Source organism: Psychrobacter sp. DD43, from assembly GCF_904846555.1.
Lineage (GTDB): Bacteria > Pseudomonadota > Gammaproteobacteria > Pseudomonadales > Moraxellaceae > Psychrobacter > Psychrobacter cryohalolentis.
The window spans coordinates 1-23,832 of sequence record NZ_CAJHBE010000012.1 but is presented as its reverse complement, the minus strand read 5'-3'; the positions used below and the strand labels follow the sequence as shown (position 1 = coordinate 23,832).

Sequence of the window (23,832 nt, the reverse complement as noted above, 5' to 3'; positions counted from 1 at the left end):
ATGGTATCCTTATGATGAATAACAGTGATATAGCTTTATATAATCATTAAAATAACAGCAGAACCTAGCGATTATGCCGCTAGGCTTTTTTCTGTCAGATCATTATTAATGGGTAGCGTTAAGGTGAAGGTGGTGCCAACGCCTACAGTCGATACGGCTTTAATGTCGCCATTATGCTGCTCCATAATCTGCTGACTGATTGCCATACCAAGACCAGTACCTTCGCCTGCGCCTTTAGTGGTAAAGAACGGCTCAAATATCTGACTGAGCACTTCTGAGCTCATGCCTTTACCGTTATCAATGACATCAACATAAACATTGCTGTCATCGGCACGGGTACGCACTTCGATTTTGCCATCAGATTTTTCGCCCATGGCTTGCGCAGCGTTATTGAGCAGATTGACCAAGACTTGGTTAATCTGTGACGGTGAGCATTTAATTTCAGGTGTCGGCGCAAAATCAGTGACAATCTCTTGATGTCTGATAGAGTTACCGGCGATTTTCAGCGAGGCTTCGATACATTCGCGCACATCAATGGTCTTCACTTTTGACTCATCAAGACGGGCAAAGTTACGTAGGTTTAATACCATCTCAGTGATTTGCTCGACGCCAAATAGCGAGTCTTTAATCAGCTCTTTTAGCTCAGCGGACAAATCATCTTCTTGAATTTCATCGGAAGCACGGACGATATCTGCTAATAACTTATCAATTTTGCCATCGGAAGCCGCGTCAGTTTTAACGCCTTTTAAACCTTGTACCAGTTCAATCAGCTCTTCGTATTGCTCAGTCAACTGACCGATAATCTCGAGGTTATTCTGTACATAAGATAATGGCGTATTTACTTCATGGGCAACACCAGCAACCATTTGCCCCAACGTTGCCATTTTTTCTGAACGGATCAATTGTAGCTGCGAGCTTTTCAGCTCTTTTAGTGTGTCTTGCAGCTCAGCAGTACGTTCTTCTACTTTAATCTCTAGCTGTTGGTTAATATTGGCAAGCTTACCTTCGTTAGATTGGATACGATCTAATAGGTCGTTAATAGAGCCGTTTACCAGTCCAATCTCGTTGCGACCTGTCTTGAATTTAACTGAGCTTAGCTTGTTGTACTGCTTGTTATTAATGATGTTTTCTGCGAGAGAAATTTTATCAGTGGTCTCTTTCAATGGCTTGAATGCTAAGAAAGTTAGCATAAAGTAGATAATACCAGCGGTGATAAGGAGCGCTAACGCAATCCAGTTAATCAAGTTTTCACTTAGATTGTCGGCAATGGCGTTAATCTCAGCATCAGGCTGTACGACAATCAGCTTCCAATAGGTTTCAGGAATCTCAAAGACATAGGCTTGACTGCCGTTATAAAAGTTATCATTGGTCAGCTCAAAGCTTTGTAGCAAGCGGCTATCCATAGCATTTTGCTTGTTTTCACCGTTATTTAGGTAAGCAGCATAGTTGACCAAATAATAACCTTTGGAATCACCTGTTTCTGCTTTATCAATTGTATTCAATACTTGCTGAACTTGCGGTGACACGCTAGCTGCAACTTGCTCGATAATCTCGTTACGCTGAGTTTCCAAGAAGTTTAATACCGGATTCCAAGCAGGGTCAGAGTTGATAACTTGTTTGATATCAAGTGGTGTACCGGTTGCTTCATCGATATAGCTTAAGCGTTCAGGGTTAGATGAGGCGATTACCTTATCACTGTTATCTAATAATAAAATGTAGCCTGAACCAGAGCTCTCACTCAACTTGACGATGTTCTCTTGCAACTGGTTTAGGGTAAAGTTGACCGTACTGGCACCCCAAAACTGATTGTCACGCTCAATTGCGACACCGCAGCTCATGGCAAGCTCGCCTTTGGTTTGGCTGGCGCGAACATGGTTCCAGATACAGCTGTCAGGTTTGAGTAGTTTTAAGACGCTAAACCAATCTTCTTGATAATAAGGATTGGTTGGGTTTGGATCGCTTAGTACCGCTTGATAATCACCGTTTTGGCGTACCATCAAAAACGGATGGGTTGCCGTATTGGCACCAAGAGCGCCTTTTTCTGGCCAAATGCCACCACTACCCAATAAGTTATAGTCGCGTTTATCGAATGCATTGGCGGTACTGACTTGCAAAATATTCTCTTGCGGTGGCAGCGTTTGCGCGCTTTGCTGTAACAGCAAGGCACTACGCATGACACGATTGATGTCGGCTGAGATACTATTAACCGCGGTATTACCACGTTCAGCGACCAGCTTTGCTGACTCAAGACGGATTTTATCATGGCCTTCTTTATCAACCACATAAACAACGACCGCAAGTACGACCGCAAAAGCAATGAACAAAATAGTGGTAACTTGGGTACTGACTTGATTAAAAAAGCCAACTTTTTTAGAGGCACTCATGACGGGATTTGTCCTTGGGAGTAGGGAGCACAAAAAGAATTGCCAATGGGATGGATTGGCTATAACGAAATATATGGTTAAGTTTCATCAAAATAGCTTGTTAACACTAGTCATAAACGTCAACTAAAAACAGTATCAACATAACTTAAAATTATGATAATAAACTCAACTTATAACTTAATGGACTATCACAGGCAATAGCATACTCATAATCGCTGATAAAGCATGGATAACGGTTAAGAGGTCTATGCTATTTTGTATATAAGTAGTAGTTAGCTAAAAGTCTAATGACTTAGTTAAATTGAATAGCTTTGGTATTAAGAGAGATGTTCTATTGCATTTTTTAACAATACAGTAACAATTTTACGATAACAATATTTTTTGTTTACTTGCGAGTCGTTATCTTACTGGTTTACAAGCCCAACTTATGCTTAGCTTTAACTTTATCTTGCAGAAATCTGCTCTTGAAAAGTGAACTTAACGCACTCATCTAAGCGCTAACGTTATATAATGATCTGTTTTATCGACGGATTTGGCTTACAAGCTGATGTGCCTGATATATCTCGTGACAATATACTGAATGACCGTATATTGAATAAACGTATATCCAATAATTATCAGTTCGTCCATGTGACTGAGCCAGCAAGCATGGCTTGCATCGTAAACTACCTATTTTCTTATCATCTGAGTACAAAAAGACATCGCCCTATGACTATCTCTATCGCTTCATTGCACAGCACCGAATTCGCCGTTGGTCAACGCTATTTATCTGATACGGAGTCCGAGCTGGGCTTAGGTGTGGTCATCGATGTAGACGACCGATGTGTGCACATTTTATTTCCGCAAAGTGAAGAGACGCGCGTTTATGCAAAAAACTCTGCGCCGTTATCTCGTGTGGTGTTTAAAGTCGGCGATAGTATCTCTGATCAGGCAGGTAAGAGCTATACAGTAAATGCTGTTGAAGAAGTAATGGGCGTGCTCAAATACAGTGTTGATGAGCATGAAAAAGCCATTATGGAAACTCGTCTGGCTGCTAATATTACTTTGGCGAAACCACTTGAGCGTCTGCTGGCAGGTCGTATTGAGCGCAGTGATTGGTACGATTTGCGTCAAGATATTTTGCGTATGCAATCAGCGCTTGCAGGTCACCCGCTCAAGGGCTTAATGGGCGCGCGCGTCGATATCATTGAGCATCAGTTATATATCGCTCATGAAGTCGGCAAACGTATTGCGCCGCGAGTTTTGCTGGCTGATGAAGTCGGTTTGGGTAAAACCATTGAGGCAGGTCTGATTATTCATCAGCAGCTACTGACTGGCAAAGCTGAGCGGGTATTAATCCTTGTACCAGACAGTCTGCAATACCAGTGGATGATTGAGCTGCGCCGCCGCTTTAATCTCAACTTTGCCTTGTTTGATTTGGTGCGTACCGCAGCGATTAAAGAGCACGACCCTGAGCAAAATGTCTTTATGACTGAGCAATGTGTCATCGCTGGTATGGACTTACTCCTTGATCATCCTGACTTGTATGATCAGGCGATGGAAGCAGGGTTTGATTTATTGGTCGTCGATGAAGCGCATCACCTGCATTGGGATGAAGCGCAAGGCGGCAATGATAAGTACGACCTCATTGCAGATTTTGCTGAAGAGACGGCAGGAGTCATGCTATTGACGGCGACACCTGAGCAGCTTGGGGCGCAGAGTCACTTTGCTCGTTTGCGTCTATTAGACCCAGATCGCTTTGATGACTTAGATGAGTTTATCGATGGTCAAGATGCCTTTGCAGAAACGGCAGCCGTTGCCAGCCTATTAATAGAAGATAAACCTTTAAGTGATGGTCAAATTGCCGCACTGAGTAGTTTGCTGACGATTAGTATCGATGAATTAGCAACGATTAACGAAGACGAAAAACTCCGTACTTATGCCCTAAATGAATTGCTAGATCGCCATGGTACGGGACGTATTTTATTCCGTAATACCCGTGAAAGTGTGAAAGGTTTTTATGGTCGTAGTAGTCAGCCTTATCCACTGCCATTACCTGAAGCATGGGTCGACAGCTATCAAACCAATGGTAAATTGCGTGAACAGCTATGGGGCGAAGAAAATCAACCTGATGGTGGCTGGTTGGAAGACGACCCACGTGTGCCTTGGCTGATTGATATCTTAAAGGGTGAGCTTAAGCACAAAAAAGTACTGTTAATTGCCCGTAGTGGTGCAACCGTTGAAAGCTTGGAAGCGGTATTACGCTTACATGCGGGTATTAAGACTGCTATCTTTACCGAGCAGATGACCTTGCTTGAGCGTGACCAAGCAGCGGCGTTCTTTGCTGATAGTGAAGGCGCACAGATATTATTGTGCTCAGAGATAGGCTCGGAAGGACGTAACTTCCAGTTTGCAAGCCAGCTGATATTATGGGATTTGCCTGCCAATCCAGATACCTTGGAGCAACGTATCGGTCGCCTAGATCGTATCGGGCAGACGCAGCAAATCATGCTACATGTACCTTATGTCCAAGGTACCGCGCAAGAGCGTCTGTATCAGTGGTATAACAATGCGCTAAATATGTTCAATCAGATTTCACCAACAGCGCAGAGCGTACAAGAGCAGTATATCCAAGAGCTAAAACCGATGCTTGAGGGTGCCGATAACGACGTCAATCGTGCAATATTGGCAGATATTATCGCAGAAGCAGCACAGACACGACAGGGACTTGAAACACAATTGCAAGCTGGTCGTGATCGTTTATTAGAATACAACTCATGCCGTCCGCGCGTTGCTGGACGTATCGCTGATGCCATGCGCGATTTTGATGGGCACAATCTATTACCGCAGTTTATCGAGCGCTTTTTTGCCTCAGCCAATATCGAGCACAATATCCAACGCGATGGCTCGTGGGTGATTTCACCGATTGACAGCACTGAGATCAGTGATTATATCGATGGTCTGCCACTCGGTGATGAAGACGGTATGACGTTGACTTTTGAGCGTGAGCAAGCGCTACAACGTGAAGATATTGCCTTTATTACGCATGAACATCCATTGATGCAGGCGATTTATGAGCTAGCAAGTACCAGCACCTTTGGTAATACCACGGTTGCAATGCTAAAAAGTGCTGCGGTACCACAGGGCATGGTGATGTTAGAAGTGAATTTCCGTGTAGAAGCCATTGCACCGAAACTGCTTAACTTGCCTGCAACCTTGAGCACGCAAAATATCCGCGTCTTTATCAGTGAGCAGGGCAGCGATTTGTCAGCGCGTATCAGTGCCGATATGATCATGCCACACATTGAGCGTTTGGATAAAAACCGTGCCCGCCAAGTGATTAAAGTACGCGGCGATGTCATCGAGCAGCGTTATTATGAAGCGGAAGATATTGCTCGTCAGCAGTTGGCTGAGATTGGTGAACAAGCAAGTGCCCGCTTTAGCCAGCAGTGGTCGCGTGAGATCAAACGTCTTAAGCATCTACAAACTATCAATCCAAACGTACGTCCAGCAGAGATTGAGCGTTTAGAGCAGCTAAAAATGCAAGGCGAGCAAGCATTGGCGGGCTTGTCATTGGTGCCAGATTCTATCCGTGTATTGGTGGCAGTAAAACCATAAATTTAATACAATAGTAAAAACGAGGTGTATTTAAGCATCTCGTTTTTATTTATGACTTTTTATCATGAGTTTTCGATAATCCATTTATTGCTCATCTAAAGATTTATCTTGTATATTACTGCTATTGATTTCATATTATTTAAATTAAAACGCCATATCGGCTTAAGCCATATCGTCTTGATATTCTTTGGCGCTTATATCTAGATGCTTGGCGTTATTGATAAAAATAAGGAAAGTAATCGTCATGTCTGATTATTCACAACTAATAGATGAGCTATTGGCTACCGTCGCGCTCATCGAAGTCAGCCCTGATGTATTTGAAGGTAAAAGCCATGACTATGTCGGTGCCCGTATCTTTGGTGGGCAAGTGCTCGCCCAAGCGATCATGGCAGCAGCGCATACGCTTGATGAGGATAAACCTTGTCATTCATTGCATGGGTATTTTTTGCGCGGCGGTGATATTAACCAGCCGGTGATTTATCAAGTGCGCCGCTTACGTGATGGGCGTAGTTTGTCCGCGCGCGAAGTAACAGCGATTCAGTATAAGCAAGTACGTGGTAAGCCGCCGGTTGAGCAAGTGATATTTTCAATGATTGCTTCTTTTTCACCGATGGAAGAGGGCTTAGAGTATCAAGAAGATATGCCTGTCTATCCACCGCCTGAAGACTTACTTGCGGAGCAGGATCTAAAAGAAGACTATGTTGGTAAAGTTCCAGAGGCATTAAAATCTCGTTTTATGCGCCGTCGTCATATCGAGATTAAACCAGTGAAACCGCGTGACCCGATCCATCCGGAACCAATGAAACCTAAGCAAGCGAACTGGCTGCGTATCCGCGAGCTTGGCAATCAACCCGTCGCGATTCAGCAAGCATTACTGGCATTTTCCTCTGATTTTTATTTGGTTGGCACGGGGCTGATGTCACATGGTATTAGCTTTATGACCAGCGGCTTGCAAGCTGCTAGTATCGACCATTCGATGCATTTTCATCGTCACTTTGACTTAAATGATTGGCTGTTATACGACATGTGGAGTGATACGACATCCAATGCGATGGGACTCAATCATGGTCAGTTTTGGCAAGATGGGAAGTTGGTGGCGACGGTACAACAAGAAGGCTTAATGCGTCTGCGTGTACCGAAATCTTAAGTTTTTGATAAAGAAAAGAGCGACTCAAGATTCTTCTAAGTCGCTCTTTTTATGATATACAGTCTTTATTTTATAGTTAAAAAGTCTCAAAAACGCTACAGTGCTGCTGATATAAATTTTTTGCAGCCTCTGTCTGCGTAGGCACAGCAAGCAAGAAAAATGAATATCAGCAGTACTTGATGTATCGATATTACTTTTCTCTGACTATAGATGTTTTTTTCAGTGACTATGTGCAAAGGCTTGTTCTAAAATTTTAACCATTGCTCGTGGCAATCCTAGTGTTTCCTGCGCATCATTAGCGTTTAACCAGTTAATATTAATTTCAGCTGCTTGTAATGCCTTGGTTATCTCAGTTACCTGTTTATCGTTTAAAGTTACTGATTGCGGGGTTAAATACCAATGAAAATGGGTCAATGAATGTTTGATAGGCGAATCATCGAGTAATGTGTTGCTGATTGATTTTGCGCTCAATTTATTTTTGTTCAGCCACTCATTAATAATTTGCTCAGCAGTGGTAAATTCTGTCTCGTATATTTTTTCATTACTAGCTACTTCTAAAAGCTGATTATCATTCGCTGCAATTGGTTCCTTGTTTTTATTCTTGTCAGCATCCTTCAAAGCAACTTTTCCGCTAATTTTTTCTATAAATGCTAGCGGCAAACTCCACAGTCCGCCCCAAATACCATTGTCAGGGCGCTGTAGCCAAAGTATTTCGCCATTTTCGTTTTCAATAAGCAGTGCATTACTAAATTTACTCGGTTTAGGCTGTTTCTTAGCCTTCACTGGATAGTCCGTTTCACGACCTTGCGCATGTGCCAAACAGTCGTCTTGTAGTGGACATAGTAGACAAGCAGGCTTGCTACGCGTGCATAAAGTTGCACCCATATCCATCATCGCTTGCGCAAACAATCCTGATTGTTCTCTAGGCGTTAAACGCTCTGCCAATGCCCATAAATCTTTAGTCGTCGCGGACTTAGTGATGTCACCATCAATTGCTGCCCAGCGTGTCAAGACACGTTTAACGTTGCCATCGCAGATGACGCCATAACGATGCAAGCCCATTGACATAATCGCCCCAGCAGTCGATGGCCCGACGCCAGATATGGCTTCCCACCCTGCTAGCGTCTGCGGAAAGTCGCCCGTCTCATCAATGACTTCGACCAGTTGTTTCGCGCCTTTATGCAAATTACGCGCGCGCGCATAATAACCAAGTCCTGCCCAATGCTCCGCAACCGTATCCCATTCTGCGGCTGCTAAATCTTGTACCGTTGGAAACGATGCCATAAAACGGGCAAAGTAGGGCAGTACCGTCGTTACTTGCGTTTGCTGGAGCATGACTTCGGATAGCCAGACGATATAAGGATTGGGCGCGTCGGTTTGGTGCTGCTGCCAAGGTAGGTCATGGCGACCGTTTTCGGCGAACCAATCGAGTAGGCGCGGGGCGAATGCGTCTAAAGAAGTTAATGAGTGAGAAAATTGAGTATGCAAGAGTATTCCTTGTAAATTTAACAGGGATATATAAAATTTGGGATTAAGGTTATTTATGGGGTGTAATACGATTGATACAAGACAACAGTAGGTGAGCTTAGTTGTGAGGATCATTGGATAAAATGGCAATTAACTGTATTGTTTGCCAAGTGAGATTGTGAGGATTTTCAGATAAGTTAAAGGTGAATTATAAAGATAAAACAGGTGCGCTAGGCGCACCCTACGAGCTATATTAATTAGCGTCTACTTCCGATTCTTCCGCGTTTTAAGGCGACGCAAGCGTTTCTCTTCTTCTTTAGCGATTCTTTTTTCTTCTGACGCGATGCGTTGCTCAGCGACGACAACTTCTTCAGCCTCAGTCATAGCAGGCGTCTCCAAAGTGATACGCCCAATCTTACCGCTACGCAGCTCATTCACTAGGATTTCAGACATCCGGTACGTATCGACTTTATTACCCGCGCGCACGCAGCCGCGATTGCGACCAGCTATTTCAAAGAACTCCCAATCGGTCTTAGGCAGTTCTTCAATTTTATAGCGGGTTTTTAGCAGCTCAGGATAGGCGGTTAATAAATACTCAGCGGTATAACCGGCAACATCCGCAAAATCAAACGCCGTATCACGAATGCCGCCTGTTGCTGCCAAGCGATAGCCAGAGTTTTCGTTTTCAACTTTTGGCCACAGCATACCGGGTGTGTCATAGAGCATGATGTCATCGTCAAGTTTAATCAATTGCTGCGACTTGGTGACCGCTGGCTCGTCACCAGTTCTTGCCACGGCGCGTCCAGCCAAAGTATTAATCAAAGTCGATTTACCGACATTTGGAATCCCCATAATCATGGCTTTGATTTGGCGACCGGTACCAACTTTATTGGGAACGAGTTGTTTACAGATAGCAATGATACGTTTTACATCATTGGCTTTATCAGTATCGCAAGCAATGGCTTTAACACCGTTTTGCTGCTCAAGATAATCCATCCATGCTTGGGTCAGCTCAGGATCAGCAAGGTCAGCTTTATTTAAGATTTTGATAACCGGTTTTTCGCCACGTAATGCTGCAACCATCGGGTTCTCACTACTATAAGGAATACGTGCATCAATCACTTCGATAACCACATCCATCTGCGGCATGATTTCTTTGATTTCGTTACGGGCTTTGTTCATATGCCCAGGGAACCACTGAATACTTACTCTCTTATCCATCTGCTTTCATAACCTTTTATAAAAAATGCTCAAAGTAAGACGATCGTCATTTACTTTTCATGGTGTTCAGTTTACTACATAAGCCACGTACGGATGCTAAAAAGTAACAATGCTAATAGTGCTCACGCTATAATTTCAATTTACTCTAATAAGAAACTATGATTCGACCTGTTCTGCTGTTCCATCACGCGCCGGCGGCAACGGTGCCAAATAACCAATCAATAAAATCAAACTACCCGCACCAAGGAAAGAAATCACTCGCCAAATTGCCTCAGTCTGTGACAAGTCAACTAAGACCAATTTTAAGACCACAATACCCAATAAGCCAATGCCCATAAACCATAGCGCGCGCTGCCAATAGCGACTGGCAATAATGGTGGCGACCAATGCCAGTAGCGTCCATAAAATCGTCAGTCCTGTCTGTACTTGCTCGCTACGCCATGCGCCGCCAGTATGATCGTATGAGTCAGCTATCCATAGCGGCGTATGAATAAAGGCGTGCAGCGTTCTGACCAGCATACTAGAGAGTATCCAAAAGCTAATCAGCGCTAGTACGATCAACAACGTGTCACTCTTACGAATGGCGCTAAATAGACTTTGCGAGTGCGCGCCACGTTGACGCAATAAATAAACGCCCAATCCATAAAACAACACCAGCCACAACGTCACATCATACAAGTTAAGTAGTGGAAAATAGGGCAGTCCCCAAATCACCCCATCATAGGTGAAATTGGTAAAAATGACCCAGCACAGTGTTAATGGCACAAATATTTTGGCGCAACCTAATAGTGCACGTTGCCAGTCAAACCAATATAGAGAGAGCGGTGAAGATGAATTTTTCGTCTGATTATTATTTTGCTGACGATGCGTCAACCAGAGTCCAACTAGCATAAGCGCAACCGGCACAAGGATGGTCATCACGCCTTTTGAATCAGGCAATCCATAATGTACTGCTTCTACCAAAATGATGATTCCAGTACCAAGCCAGCTTGCGCTATCGTAACCTTTTAATTCTGTACCGTTATTGTCGTCGTTATTAGCATTGTTATGCCACGTCTTTAGCCATAATTGACCAAGAATCAGCCAGCCGATGAACAACGTCATAAATATCGACCAATAAAAGGCTGTCCATTGATAGTCAAATTCATATTGTTGTGGCAGTTGTAAGATCAGCATCGCATAAAATAACAGTAGCAAACCATGGCTAAATTGTCTGATTTCTCGCCATGAACGATATTGATTGATAAAATAATAAATAATCATGCTAACGACACTTGCTAAGGCAATAAGCGTCGATGTTGCCAATTGCCAGTTTGCAAGCCATTGGTCAAAATCGAGGACTAACACATACAGCAGCCAACCCACCGCAGTGAGCGTTAACAGCCGTATCAAAGAAAGACGTTGCCAAATAATTTTAAACGCGATACTTTGGTTGTTGATACTTTCAAACCATTGCTGAGTTGCTGTCTCGCTAATGCCTAACGCTTTGCCGTATTCGGACAGCGTATTATTGGCATTAGGCTGATTTTTAGAATCGTGGACAGATGGCATTGAGCCTTGTGTCGCTGTCATAGGTAATGAAATAGGCGAATTGCTGGCACGTAAGATAAAGACGCTGGCAATTGCACTGATGGCAGAAATGGTTAATGCGAGTGTTGGATAGTAATCAAGGGTAATGACAAAGGTATTTGATAACATACCAATGCTAATTAGCTGCAATACTAAACCCAATAATACTGACCATGCACGAAGAGAACGCCTGCCAAACCATACCAGCGCTAAGCCTTGCACCGACCAGCCGAAGGCAATCCATTCTGCATTTAATGCCAGCGGAATCACTAATGCCAAAAAGCCAAAGCCTAATGCCAGCATCCCTTCCGTAATCAATGCATAACGCTGACTGCGCTGAATAAACGTCCAGCCAAGCCCTAAGTATACAACTGCTAAAACTGCGCTAGTTAGGGTTAAAGCGTGATTGATATCGTACAGTAACGCTGAAAATAAACCAAACGCCATTAGCGGTACAGAGAACAGCAGCCCAATATCAATAGGAAACACATAGCTGGCATGCTGACTCTTAATATCAACAGTCTGGTCGGTATCAGTAGCAATAACGGTAGTGGCGTCACTATTGTCATAAGAAATAGCATCATTGTAAGCAATGATTTGCTGTGCATAGCGAATGACGACGAATAGATACAGCAGTACATGTAGCGCGACGAGTAATACCAATGTCCAACGCTGATTTTCTATAACTACCGCTAAATTTTCAGTCAATCCCAAGTAGTATGCCAGCCCAAATGTTACACTCGCGCCAAATAAATTGAGCACCTTCCATGGGCGATAATGAGCAATAACTGCAATGGTAATATTTAATAACAAGTAATAGCTAAATAATACCGTTAAGCTGCCAGTATCTTTACTGGTCAAAATCGGTGCAAAGAATCCACCGGATAATGCTAATAATGCCAAAGGAAAAGCGTTTTGGCGTACCGCTAAAGCAACCGTGACTGCTGATAATATGCCAAGCGCTATGAAGCTTGGCAGACTACCAATCACCTGATAGACGCTATAGGCAAAAAACGTGGTCAAATAAGTAATGGCTAAGCCAGTACCTTGTAAGCTAATACCATAGGCAAAGCGTTTTGCCGCTAGCTTTAAGCCTAATCCTGCTAATCCTAATCCTACGATAATAATGCCTGTCAGCTTGACGCCAATAGGTACTTGGATATAGTCGCTTAATAAGCGCAGCAGTAAAACCACGCCGACCAGTAAAACCAATACCCCAACTCGCACCACTAAATTGCCACCCAAAAACCAATTTTGAATCGAATGAAGAAGTGAGGTAACAATAGGAAATGAGCGCTCGTCAGGTTCTATCGGCGCATTAGCAGCTTTATCGGTCAAAGGCTGACTATTGGAAACTGATGATTTTTTTGCAGATGTTGATACAAAGTTATTTGATAGAGGATTAGAAGATAAAGCACTAAGTGGTAATGGTGGCGGCATTGATTTTTCTGTTGATGACAATGCATCATCACTAGGTGATTCGATGTCAAATATACTTTTTACAGCAGTACCTTTTGCAGTAGTGGTACTATTCTTTTTCTGCTCAAGCTCGCTCTTTAGCTGCGCCATGTCTTGACGCAGTTGTGCCAATTGCTGATGTAGCCTAATATAAAGAGCAATCATAATTACTATTAAAGTAATTACAACCAGCCAACCTAAAGAACCCATCAAAAAATATAGCATCATTCCCACTCAATCTGTCTGTCATTGAGTGATAATGACGCTATTTGATTGTAAGCACAAGAGTGACGCACCCAACACGCCACAAATGAGATTATTCAAAGACATTTAAAGGGCTTAAATAAGCTTATTGAATGTCAAAGTAGTATAAAAAGCTATTATGCCAAATTATCTTTCATAAACTCTAGCATATTGTCCCAGCTCTGTTTAGCCGCCGTCTCGTTGTAACCAAGATCAACATCATTTTTCGCTGCACGCTCATCGGCATGTGGGTTGGTAAAGCCATGCTTAGCACCATCATAAACATCAATAGTGTAATCAACATTAGCGGCATCTAGCTCTGACTTAAGACCTTCTATCGCATCCATAGATACCATAGAGTCATCACGACCATGAGCAACCAATACTTTAGCAGTGAACTGCTCATCGGCAGGCTGCTTCGGTGATGGGTTGCCGTGGAAGGTAGCGACTGCTTTTAATGGCATACCTTCGCGCGCCATATCAAGGACGATTTTGCCACCAAAGCAATAGCCAATCGCACCTAAGTTGTCGCTATCAACGGCTAGCTGATCACTAAAGTCATTGAGAATCAACCGGCAGCGTGCCATTAGCATATCTTGATCGGCTAATACTTGCTCCATCCACATATTTGCTTGTGCAGCATCAGAAGTCAGTTTGCCTTCACCATATACGTCCATAGCGACCGCGGCGTAGCCTGCTTTTGCTAAGCGTTCAGTGACATTCTTTGGATGCTCGACTACGCCCCACCATTCGGGCGCGACCAAAATGCCAGCGACAGGATTATCATCTGTCGCATTTTCTGGTAATGCGACATAGCTAATCAATTGAATACCATTTTCAGTGGTACTGATTAATTCAAACGTCTTAATTGACATAGTGTTGTCCTTTTTTAGGTAATGAAATTTACGTTATAAGTATCAGATATCTGTATTTTTTGAGTGATCTATTTGCTGACCTTTACTACCATAACGCCCAACTTAGTCAAAAACAGCTATAATACTGTAACGCTCTTTGTCAAAATGATACGGCAGTTTTATGACCCTAAATTTGTTAAATAACGATAAATCCCATTTAAGAGCTGCTACGGACACGCCTTTATTATTTGAAGGCGGCTCGACTGAATCACTGCGCCCGCAGTTTTGGTCACGCTATACGCTAGCAGAATTAAACCCTAGCGAATGGGAAGCCTTGTGTGATGGTTGCGGCAGTTGCTGCTTGATTAAATATATTGATGAGGACGAGCAGGGTAATGTTGATGAAGATTTGGTGGAATATACTGATGTAACCTGCCAGCTAATGGACTGTGCGACTGGCTATTGCACGCATTATGCGACACGCCAAGAGCATGTGCCAGATTGCATTCAGCTGACGATTGAAAATCTGCCAAATATGATGTGGCTACCGTCGCACTGTGCCTATAAACGCTTATATAAAGGGCAAAGCTTGCCAAATTGGCATTTATTATTGACTCAAGATGCAGTGGCAACTCAGCAACAAATGCGCGCTGCCAATGTCGGCGTAGCAGGGCGCTGCGTGACTGAGATCGGTATGGATGATGAAGAGATGGAAACGCGCGTGGTAAATTGGGTAAAGCCTTAATAAGCTCTGATCTTTTTATTGTTGAAAGCTTTAATCTCTTGTAGCAGTGATATCAATGTGAAGCCTGAGCGGCAGATTTAGCATTTGCTTCGGCAATATTTTGCGAATCAGCCAATGGCGGAATAGGAATGCTTTGTCGAATTTGTCGTGAAAATTCGCTGCCACGAATATCACCACTATTCTGAAATCCTTTAACCTTTGGATTGATATGGGTGCGCTCATACCAGGTATCCATCGACCAAGGTTGTCCTCTATTTTCGGGATTGGTATCTAGCATACCGGCATCATAAAGATAATTGGGCAACCAACCAGAGACCCAAATCCGGTAGTCCCATGGCAGACGATCATCACTGACCAGTCGCGCCATATAAAAGATAATATTGGTACAGTTACTGGTTAAAGTGTTGTACCACGCAGGCTTAGAATTAAGCTCATCAGCGGCTGTCAAATATGACTCAAACAATGCTTTGACTTCATGCTGCTGTAGATGGCTAATGGGGAATAAATAGACTTGCTCGCCGCGCGCGTTAGTACGTGTGTATATAATATCGCGCTCTTCAGCGGCAATCAGGCTCAATTCAAAACGTCTAAAAAATCCTGCCAATGCCGAAAACGATTCGCCATTTTCTTTACGAATCTCAAATGAAAAGGCAAGCGGGCGCTCATCTTCAAACCGAAAGCTCACCAAAGTATGAGCAATCAGTGGTCCCATCCAATACGAATTACTCACATCGATACCCGATAGTTTAGACATATCAATCGTGCGCGTCTCCCAGCGCTCTGTCGCTTCTGTGTCGGTATGCCAATCAAAATTTCGTACATTGGTGAGTGTAATCAGATTAGGATTGCTAGGATCGCGCCTATAAGTAACTCTTTCAGAGACTTCTGGCATCCAGTCACGTGATTGCTCTGCTTCAATAGAGAAAAACCAGCCAAGACCGATTAGCCAAAATGCCGTATAAGCGGCTATAAGGCTTTTAGCGACAGTCTTTGCAGAAATACGTTTACTATTCACTTTCCTTATGCCAGTGAGCCTGTTTATCAGTGTCTCAGCCATGCTTATCCGCAATCGAATAGCAAGCAGTGCTGCCAGTAGCCCAATGACAGTAATGGTTGTGAACCACGTGATAACTGATTGACCATCGAATTGATACCAAATCGCTAGCAATAGCCAAACCGCTGACAGTAACAGCGTTAGCGCAATAAAAAATTGCAGCAAATAATATCGCCACTTGGGTTTGGTTGGCTTAGATTTTAGTGGCTTACGATTTGATGGTTTATTCAATGTGCTATTTGCCTTGTCATTATTTAGCTGATGATTGCCTAAGCCATTGTCTGAACGATGACCAGTTGAGTGCGACGAAAATAGGCGAGAAAAAAAGGCACGTAGCGACATAAGGTTTATTTTGCCTTTGTGTTGGCTTTTATTAAGAAAGAAACAGGCTTTGACCATAGCAAAAATTGCAACACACTGACAATACAATTTGAGTGAATTTGACGTTGAATGTCGCCAAGCCTTGCGATAAAGTAAACCTGATTAAGATGGATGATTTGTGCTTTAATATCCTCTTAATGATAAGCTGACTGTTTTATTTAGCCTTTTTATCCCCATCTATCATTTTTATGATTCTAATTGCCATTACATTAATTAAAGAGGTTAACTCACACCATCATGTCTGAAGATGCTCCAAGCCCGAGTAGTTGGTCGATGCGCGGCTTAAAACGCTGGCTATCGACCGCCCCCGAAACCCGAGATGAACTGATACGTTTGGTGCAAGACTCGCGCCAATTTCTAGAACCTGACACCGTGGATATGTTAGAAGGTGTGCTTGATTTGCCTGCAACACAAGTGCGTGAAATCATGACGCCGCGCCCGCAGGTGGTTGGGCTACACGAAAGCGCCAGCCTTGCTGAAGTCATGGACATCATCCTTGAAACCACCCATTCGCGCTATCCGGTTTTTGACAGCCAAGATGATGATGCGGTCATTGGTATTCTGTTGGCAAAAGATTTGATTCCTCTGTTGGTGCACATGGTGCGCGATGAAGAAGAGAAAATCAGTAGCAAGCGCTTAAGAGATTTGGTGCGCCAGCCACTCTATATCAGTGAAAGTGCACGCTCTGATACCTTGTTGCGCTCATTACAGCGTACCCAAGTTCATATGGCGATTGTCGTTGATGAATTTGGCAATTTTGGTGGTGTGGTCACGATGGAGGATTTGCTTGAGGAAATCGTCGGTGACATCGTCGATGAGCATGATGATTTTGATGAAGACAGTGACATTAATAATATCGTCGCTGACCCCGAAAAACCCAACACTTGGCGTGTGCAAGCTTCTACCGTGATTGAAGATTGTAACGATGAGCTTGGCTGTCATTTTGATGATACTGATGTCGATACCATGGGTGGCTTGGTCATGCAGACCCTTGGTCATGTCGGAGATTTAGAAGGTGAGAGCGTGGTCATAGACGATTGGCAAATCACTATTACTGATGTCGAAGGGCGTTTTATTCAAAATCTTGAGCTGACTAAAATTAATCCTGAACAACAAATCTTGATTGGCAGCCATTAAACACTTTGTTGAATAAGTTGAGCCTATTGATTAGAGCTATTAAAGATACGCTTAATAAAGGTCATAACCATACAAAAAACACGATTGCGATCGTGTTTTTTGTTTTTTAGCATTTGTAATCACTCTTTGGTCGATAAATTGGTCGATAAATTGGTCGATAAAACACGCAAATTTACCCATTATTTTGGACAGACTGGTATTATGAGCAAGTTTGATTTTTGACGGCTGTATTGAGCATAATATGCCTGTTTTTATATGAAACGTCGATTGAATCATCAAGATTTGAAATTACTGAATAATAAAGTTTTGGATAACTGCTATGCGTCTGTCTACTGTTGATTTGCAAAAACGTCTAAACCCTGAGAAGCCAAAGGGCTTACCTCTGGTGCTGACGATATTGATTGCGTGGCTGGCAGGCGCAATATTTATCTTTGCACTCGCGCCTTATGGCTTTTGGCCTGTAGCTCTGGTCTCTCCGGCGATTTTATATGCTTTATTATTACCACAGATGAGTGGTAAGCGAGCATTCTTTATTGGTCAGGCTTATGGCACAGGGCTTTGGTGTGTGGGGGCATTTTGGTTATATACTTCTATTCATGTGTATGGTGATACGCCAGTATGGCTTGCGCTGATTATGATTGCGCTAATGGGTCTAGGCATGGGGTTATTCCATGGCTTTTTGGCGCTGACTTTTAATCGGCTGGTTGGCAAGCAGCCGTTATCATTTGCCGCGCTATGGATATTGCAAGAGTGGATGAAGACTTGGTTGTTTACAGGCTTTCCGTGGCTGTTTGTCGGTTATGCGTTTACTGAGCAGTATTGGCTGTCGTCATTGGCACCAGTCGCTGGCGTGTTTGCTGTATCGTTTGTGGCCGTATTATTAGCAGCCAGTATCGTGGAGCAATTTCGCCGTCGCGGTGGTTATCTGATTGCTACGTTTGCGCTATTAATCATTAGTACTTCTTTATGGCTCATCAATCCACAATGGACGAAGCCAAAGGGCACACCTGATTTGTCGGTGTCGTTAATTCAGGGCAATATCCCCCAAGACTTAAAGTGGCTGACTGAATACCAAGTAGAGACGCTAAAAATATATGCAACTTTGACCAGTACAGAATGGGAACGTGATATTGTCGTATGGCCGGAATCTTCTATTCCTATGTTTCAAGATGAAGCGGTTGGTTTTATCAATGAAATGGTAAAAATGGCAAAAGAAACCGATACCACATGGGTCACAGGTATTCCTTATCGAGATCAAGCAGACTTTGATCCAAAAATGGATAAGTACCCGCCGTTTTATAATAGTGTGATTGCGCTTGGTAGTGATGCGGAAGGGATGTATAAAAAGCAGCGTTTGGTCCCATTTGGTGAATATATTCCTTTTGAGGGTATGCTAGATATCTTGCCAAATCTTGCTGGTAGCCAAGATATCATGAGCTATAGCCGCGGTAGTGATAACCAATCACCGCTGCGTGTACGTGGGCATAATCTGGGCGCGGCAGTATGTTATGAAGTTGCTTATCCTGATACCACGCGCAAAAATGCTATCGATACTGACTTTTTATTGACCATCTCAAACGATGCATGGTTTGGCACTTCAGCGGGTCCGCTGCAACATCTGCAAATGGTACAGATGCGCGCGTTAGAGAACGGGCGCTGGTTTATGCGTGCGACCAATACGGGTGTGACCGCTATTATTGACCACAAAGGGCGTATCGTTAAACGTGCCCCGCAGTTTGAGCGTACCGTATTACGTGGCGATGTTCAGGCGCGTGTCGGTAACACCCCTTTTATGCGCTTTGGTAATTATCCTATTTTAATCGTGATTGCGCTGCTATTGTTATTGAGCTATCTTGGCAAACGATCGACGCCTCAAACACGTACGATTGAGTAATTACACCGTAAATATACGGTGGCTATCATATTTTTCGATAATAAAATCTTTAATTAGTTGAGGGTTTTAACAAATCGACATAAATTGCGATATAATAGCCCAGTATTTTAAATATTTTGTGCAAGGTGGATAAGGTATGTCAGAACATATTGTCGAAAACAACCCTAAAAAAGAGCTATTGTTGACTTTAGGCGGTGTCGCCTTATTTTTAGGTATCGTCTTATTGATCGGTATTTCTGGTTTCTTGCGCCCAGCGGGAGAGCATATCACTGCTGAAACTATGCCAGCAGTTGAAGCAGAAGCACCTGCAACCGCAACCGAAGAGGCAGCAACTGCTACTGCCCCAGCAGCAGATAATACCGCAGTGGCGACTGCTACTCCCGCAGATGCGACAGTGACCCCAGCAACTGACGCTGATAGTGCCGTTGTTAGTGCAGAAGCAGGTACAGCTACTGCTGAAGGTACAGTAAGTCAAGCGGCAGTTGCCGATGCTGATTTAACAGCAGAACCTGCTGATGGAGTAGCAGCGGAAACTACTGGAAAAGCGCCTGCTGCACAGTAATTTTGCTGTTTTAGAGTGTTAGCATAAATATAGCGATGAGCAAGCTGTCTATAATTAAGTCTCTCAATGTAGCGTTCAGTCTCTACTCAGCACAACCATAAAAACCCCGTTCTCAATCATGGAGAGCGGGGTTTTTTTATGGTTGTTTGTGTAATTATTGACCAATTCTCTCTTTACTTGCTTCCGAGCAGGTGAAACAATATTGCGCCTATAAAACCACTGACTAAAAGAATTAGGAATTGGGGCATTATCTAAGTGGAATTTAAGGGAATAGATTTATGAATATAGAATCAAAATCAGAGGTGAGTGCTGCCGAATTGGCATCACTAGAAAACGGCTTTATGGGACATCCTAAGCCGCTACGCCCGTTATTTTTCACTGAAATGTGGGAGCGTTTTTCTTATTATAGTATCCGTCCGCTACTGGTATTGTTTATGGTAGCGACTGTCGGTAGTGGGGGTTTTGGCTTTGATGAAGTGACTGCCTCTGCCATTTATGGTATTTTTGCCGGTTCGTTGTATTTAGCAGCTGTACCGGGCGGTTGGCTAGCTGATAATTGGCTCGGTCAAGAGCGTGCGCTATGGTGGGGCAGTATTATTATTGCCTTGGGTCATTTGTGTATCGCGCTTTCTGCTATGTTCGGTATGACGCTGTTCTTTATGGGTCTCATCTGTATCGTCTTGGGTTCAGGCTTGTTTAAAACCTGTATCTCAGTGATGGTTGGTGCCTTATACCCTAAGGGCGATTCGCGCCGCGATGGTGGATTTACTTTATTTTATATGGGTATTAACATTGGCGCGCTATTGGCAGCACTGATTGTGGGTGTATTTAAAGAAAAAGGGATGTGGCATATAGGTTTTGGCGTTGGTGGACTTGGTATGTTGGCTTCGCTAATCATTTACCGCTTTTCTGCTAAAAAGACGTTAAATCGTTATGCCAGTGCCAAAAACATCACCCCTGAATGGGAGCAAACGACAGGACTGTTTAAAAACGTCGGTCAGTGGGTTGCAGGATTCTTAGTTTTGCTAGTTGCCATCGTGGTTTTAGTATCCACTGGTATCATGCCATTTAGCCCTGAAATGGTCGCAGAATATATGACTTATGTCATTGCTGCAGTGGTCATCTTATATTTTGCAATAATGGCTATTTCACCGAGACTGGATAAAACAGATAAGCTGCGTTTGTTGATTTGCTTTATTTTGATTATTGGCTCGACGCTATTTTGGTCAAGTTTTGAGCAGCAACCAACGTCTTTTAACTTGTTCGCCGATCGCTATACAGATCTAAATGTCTTAGGGTTTGAAGTACCCAGTATCTGGTTTCAATCATTGAATCCGTTGTTTATCTTAATATTAGCGCCTATAGCTAGTATTTTATGGGTCAAGCTTGGCAATCGAGGTCTTGAGCCAAATAGTATGACGAAGTTTGCGCTTGGTATGTTGCTTGCGGCTGCTGGTTTTGCCTTGATGATATTTGCATCAAAAAGCATCTTAACCGCTGATGGTGGCTTGGCATCACCTTTATGGTTGGTTGGTAGTTTATTACTACTGACGCTTGGTGAGTTGGCACTGAGCCCTGTTGGGTTGTCTGCTATGACGAAGCTTGCGCCAAAAGGTATGCAAGGGCAGATGATGGGACTGTTCTTTGCTTCTGTTGCACTGGGCAATTTAGTTGCGGCATTCTTTGGTGGTCATGTCTCAGCAGATAAGATTGAAGGATTACCCGGATTGTTTACCACTATGACTGTCTTTTTGGTAGTAACGGCAATTATCTTGCTATTATTGGCAAAACCTATCAATAATATGCTCAAACAAAGCGAGCATGCGGATCAAGCCAGCTAGATAACCAGTTATTGATTAGATAAGTGGTCCAATCAGTGACTGATGATAAGACGTGTTACCATTATAGGTAGCACGTCTTATTTTTTAACTTGGCAAGATATTTACCTAAGGCTATTGAAAGCTGACTGTCTGCCCAAACATCTAAGGGTATTGTTTTTACTCTTACGCTTCATCAACCTTGTCTCATTACTATGCAAAATGACTTTGCCTAATATCATTTGCCTAATCTTTGTTATTTTTTAATTCACATGAAGAACCAAAGCAATTTCTCAAATAAGACGGCTATTCATAGTCGCCTCATGTTATTTTTTAAAAACTGTTTTAAATACTAATTTTTAAACACTCATAAGGAATTACCTAATGAATAAACAAGCCATTCATGATCGTATCGAGAGCTTACGTCAAACCCTAGCAGCACAAGACCTGACAGCGATTATTGTCCCTTCTGCTGATCCGCATCTGTCTGAGTATTTACCAGAATATTGGCAGGCGAGGCTTTGGTTGTCAGGATTTACCGGTTCGGTCGGTACATTGGTCGTTACCGCTGACTTTGCTGGTCTGTGGACCGACAGTCGCTACTGGGTACATGCAGCTGAGCAGTTGGATGGCACGGGTATTACTTTAGAGAAGCTAGCACCGGGTCAGCCAAACCATATCGATTGGCTCGCTGCGCATTTGGCGGAAGGTGATAGCGTGGCAGTCGATGGCAATGTACTGTCTATCGCTGAGCAAGATCGCTTGCTTGATGCCTTTGAAGCCAATGATATTACCTTAATTACTGAGCGTGATCTATTGACGGAAGTATGGACTGACCGTCCAGCATTGCCAGCAGCCAGTTTATATGTACATGATGCACAGTTTTTAGCGCAGTCTGCTATCGACAAACTTGCCGCCGTCCGTGTGGGTATGGCAGAGGCAGGGGCGACGCATCATTTGCTCTCGAGCTTGGATGATATTGCTTGGCTGACCAACTTACGCGGCGCTGATGTTGATTATAATCCTGTGTTTTTGGCACATATGCTCATTAGCGAAAACGACGCGACCTTGTTTATTGATAATAATAAAGTCAGTAGCGAGATAGCAAAAAGCTTGAAAGATAGTGGTATCACAATCGCTGATTATGAGGCAGTGCAAGACGCATTAGGTACGCTCACAGCCGATGACTTATTGCTATTAGACCCAAGTAAAGTGGCAGTGGGTACGCTATCTAAAATGGCCGATGGCGTAGGTTTTATTGAGCAAATGGCGCCAAGTACTTTGCTAAAATCGGTTAAATCTGGCGCTGATATCGATCATGTACGTGAAGCGATGCGTCAAGATGGCGCAGCATTATGTGAGTTTTTTGCCACCTTTGAGCAGCGTTTAGCAGACGGTGAGCGTTTGAGTGAGCTGGACGTCGATAGTATGCTCATCAATGTTCGTAGTCAGCAGCCACACTATGTATCACCAAGCTTCCCGACTATCGCAGGTTTCAATGAAAATGGTGCTTTGCCACATTACCGCGCAACACCAGAAAAATTCAGCTATTTAGAGGTAAATGAAGGCGAAGGCGGCTTATTACTGATTGATTCAGGTGCTCAATATCAAAACGGCACCACAGATATCACGCGCGTGGTTGGCATCGGTCAAGTAAGCACGGAACACAAACGCGACTTTACCACCGTACTTAAAGCACATATTGCTTTAGCAAAAGCACATTTTCCTGATGGTATTGCCTCACCACTGATTGATGCGATTTGCCGTGCGCCACTATGGCAAGCGCAGATGGATTATGGTCATGGTACAGGTCACGGCGTTGGTTATTTCCTCAACGTCCATGAAGGTCCACAAGTCATTGCTTATAGTGCCAGCACGCCAAAAGAGCGCGCGATGAAAGAAGGCATGATATCCAGTAATGAGCCGGGTCTATACCGCGAAGGCAAATGGGGTATTCGTATCGAAAACTTGATGGTTAATAAACGTGTTTCTCATCCAGTAGAGACGGAATTTGGTGATTTTCTTAATTTTGAGACTGTTACTTATTGCCCAATTGATACGCGTTTGATTGAGCCGTCATTATTAAGTCAAATAGAGGTCGATTGGCTGAATGACTATCATCGCCAAGTCTATGCAGAGCTAAAAGACCGTGTTGAAGGTGCGGCACTTGAGTGGCTAACGGAGCGTACGCAATCAATATAAGAGGAAGTAGCTTATTTTTAGGTATGTCTCGTCCTAAAATAGATTGATAGTTTTTGCTAAGCCAGATACCCTGAGTATCTGGCTTTTTTGTATTAAGCAG

14 protein-coding genes are annotated in these 23,832 nt (G+C 43.4%); 8 read left to right on the top strand and 6 right to left on the bottom strand.

The features are described 5' to 3' along the window. Positions 1 to 71 precede the first annotated feature (71 nt). Positions 72 to 2,384, bottom strand: a complete 2,313-nt coding sequence (locus JMX89_RS07805; RefSeq protein ID WP_201551332.1) for a sensor histidine kinase — start codon at positions 2,382 to 2,384, stop codon at positions 72 to 74. A gap of 708 nt (positions 2,385 to 3,092) precedes the next feature. Between JMX89_RS07805 and rapA the strand changes: the two genes are divergently transcribed. Together rapA and JMX89_RS07795 are read left to right on the top strand one after the other, a co-directional pair. Continuing rightward, entirely contained in the window at positions 3,093 to 5,981 is a 2,889-nt protein-coding gene (rapA, locus tag JMX89_RS07800) for an RNA polymerase-associated protein RapA (RefSeq protein ID WP_201531910.1), read from the top strand. 244 nt (positions 5,982 to 6,225) lie between these two features. Beyond that, positions 6,226 to 7,128 (top strand): acyl-CoA thioesterase, encoded by a 903-nt coding sequence (locus tag JMX89_RS07795; protein ID WP_020444398.1) that lies wholly within the window; start codon positions 6,226 to 6,228, stop codon positions 7,126 to 7,128. Positions 7,129 to 7,347: 219 nt separating this feature from the next. Here JMX89_RS07795 and mutY read toward each other — a convergent pair whose 3' ends face one another. The 4 genes from mutY to JMX89_RS07775 all read right to left on the bottom strand — a co-directional run bounded on the left by mutY (position 7,348) and on the right by JMX89_RS07775 (position 13,961). Beyond that, positions 7,348 to 8,616 (bottom strand): A/G-specific adenine glycosylase, encoded by a 1,269-nt coding sequence (gene mutY, locus JMX89_RS07790; protein ID WP_201531911.1) that lies wholly within the window; start codon positions 8,614 to 8,616, stop codon positions 7,348 to 7,350. A gap of 243 nt (positions 8,617 to 8,859) precedes the next feature. Then, positions 8,860 to 9,816: a ribosome biogenesis GTPase YlqF gene (gene ylqF, locus JMX89_RS07785; RefSeq protein ID WP_133104898.1), complete on the bottom strand. Its 957-nt coding sequence runs from the start codon at positions 9,814 to 9,816 to the stop codon at positions 8,860 to 8,862. Between the two features lie 156 nt (positions 9,817 to 9,972). Beyond that, positions 9,973 to 13,071: a DUF2339 domain-containing protein gene (locus JMX89_RS07780; protein ID WP_201531912.1), complete on the bottom strand. Its 3,099-nt coding sequence runs from the start codon at positions 13,069 to 13,071 to the stop codon at positions 9,973 to 9,975. Between the two features lie 152 nt (positions 13,072 to 13,223). Continuing rightward, positions 13,224 to 13,961 carry a dienelactone hydrolase family protein gene (locus JMX89_RS07775; protein ID WP_201531913.1) on the bottom strand — a complete coding sequence of 246 codons (738 nt, stop codon included), beginning with the start codon at positions 13,959 to 13,961 and terminating at the stop codon, positions 13,224 to 13,226. A 160-nt stretch (positions 13,962 to 14,121) separates the two neighbouring features. Between JMX89_RS07775 and JMX89_RS07770 the strand changes: the two genes are divergently transcribed. Then, positions 14,122 to 14,685, top strand: a complete 564-nt coding sequence (locus tag JMX89_RS07770; protein ID WP_201531914.1) for a YcgN family cysteine cluster protein — start codon at positions 14,122 to 14,124, stop codon at positions 14,683 to 14,685. A gap of 52 nt (positions 14,686 to 14,737) precedes the next feature. Here the strand turns inward: JMX89_RS07770 and JMX89_RS07765 are convergent, their stop codons facing one another. After that, positions 14,738 to 16,081, bottom strand: coding sequence for a DUF4105 domain-containing protein (locus tag JMX89_RS07765; protein ID WP_201531915.1), 1,344 nt, complete (start codon positions 16,079 to 16,081; stop codon positions 14,738 to 14,740). Positions 16,082 to 16,357: 276 nt separating this feature from the next. On the opposite strand from JMX89_RS07765, the gene JMX89_RS07760 reads away from it, so the two are divergent. The 5 genes from JMX89_RS07760 (at position 16,358) to JMX89_RS07740 (ending at position 23,732) form a co-directional block, all read left to right on the top strand. Continuing rightward, positions 16,358 to 17,257, top strand: coding sequence for an HlyC/CorC family transporter (locus JMX89_RS07760; RefSeq protein WP_011514586.1), 900 nt, complete (start codon positions 16,358 to 16,360; stop codon positions 17,255 to 17,257). Positions 17,258 to 17,576: 319 nt separating this feature from the next. Next, positions 17,577 to 19,151 carry an apolipoprotein N-acyltransferase gene (gene lnt, locus JMX89_RS07755; protein WP_201531916.1) on the top strand — a complete coding sequence of 525 codons (1,575 nt, stop codon included), beginning with the start codon at positions 17,577 to 17,579 and terminating at the stop codon, positions 19,149 to 19,151. Between the two features lie 136 nt (positions 19,152 to 19,287). Beyond that, on the top strand, positions 19,288 to 19,713 hold the full coding sequence (locus JMX89_RS07750) for a hypothetical protein (RefSeq protein WP_201531917.1): 426 nt from the start codon (positions 19,288 to 19,290) through the stop codon (positions 19,711 to 19,713). Between the two features lie 278 nt (positions 19,714 to 19,991). Then, positions 19,992 to 21,554, top strand: a complete 1,563-nt coding sequence (locus tag JMX89_RS07745) for a peptide MFS transporter (protein ID WP_201551331.1) — start codon at positions 19,992 to 19,994, stop codon at positions 21,552 to 21,554. Positions 21,555 to 21,914: 360 nt separating this feature from the next. Then, positions 21,915 to 23,732 carry an aminopeptidase P family protein gene (locus JMX89_RS07740; protein WP_201531919.1) on the top strand — a complete coding sequence of 606 codons (1,818 nt, stop codon included), beginning with the start codon at positions 21,915 to 21,917 and terminating at the stop codon, positions 23,730 to 23,732. Positions 23,733 to 23,832 lie beyond the last annotated feature (100 nt).

Bases quoted from the DNA above. Each gene is read 5' to 3' on its own strand.
- JMX89_RS07805 (WP_201551332.1), bottom strand. From the start codon at position 2,384: ATGAGTGCCTCTAAAAAAGTTGGCTTTTTTAATCAAGTCAGTACCCAA.
- rapA (WP_201531910.1), top strand. From the start codon at position 3,093: ATGACTATCTCTATCGCTTCATTGCACAGCACCGAATTCGCCGTTGGT.
- JMX89_RS07795 (WP_020444398.1), top strand. From the start codon at position 6,226: ATGTCTGATTATTCACAACTAATAGATGAGCTATTGGCTACCGTCGCG.
- ylqF (WP_133104898.1), bottom strand. From the start codon at position 9,816: ATGGATAAGAGAGTAAGTATTCAGTGGTTCCCTGGGCATATGAACAAA.
- JMX89_RS07780 (WP_201531912.1), bottom strand. From the start codon at position 13,071: ATGATGCTATATTTTTTGATGGGTTCTTTAGGTTGGCTGGTTGTAATT.
- JMX89_RS07775 (WP_201531913.1), bottom strand. From the start codon at position 13,961: ATGTCAATTAAGACGTTTGAATTAATCAGTACCACTGAAAATGGTATT.
- JMX89_RS07770 (WP_201531914.1), top strand. From the start codon at position 14,122: ATGACCCTAAATTTGTTAAATAACGATAAATCCCATTTAAGAGCTGCT.
- JMX89_RS07765 (WP_201531915.1), bottom strand. From the start codon at position 16,081: ATGTCGCTACGTGCCTTTTTTTCTCGCCTATTTTCGTCGCACTCAACT.
- JMX89_RS07760 (WP_011514586.1), top strand. From the start codon at position 16,358: ATGTCTGAAGATGCTCCAAGCCCGAGTAGTTGGTCGATGCGCGGCTTA.
- lnt (WP_201531916.1), top strand. From the start codon at position 17,577: ATGCGTCTGTCTACTGTTGATTTGCAAAAACGTCTAAACCCTGAGAAG.
- JMX89_RS07750 (WP_201531917.1), top strand. From the start codon at position 19,288: ATGTCAGAACATATTGTCGAAAACAACCCTAAAAAAGAGCTATTGTTG.
- JMX89_RS07745 (WP_201551331.1), top strand. From the start codon at position 19,992: ATGAATATAGAATCAAAATCAGAGGTGAGTGCTGCCGAATTGGCATCA.
- JMX89_RS07740 (WP_201531919.1), top strand. From the start codon at position 21,915: ATGAATAAACAAGCCATTCATGATCGTATCGAGAGCTTACGTCAAACC.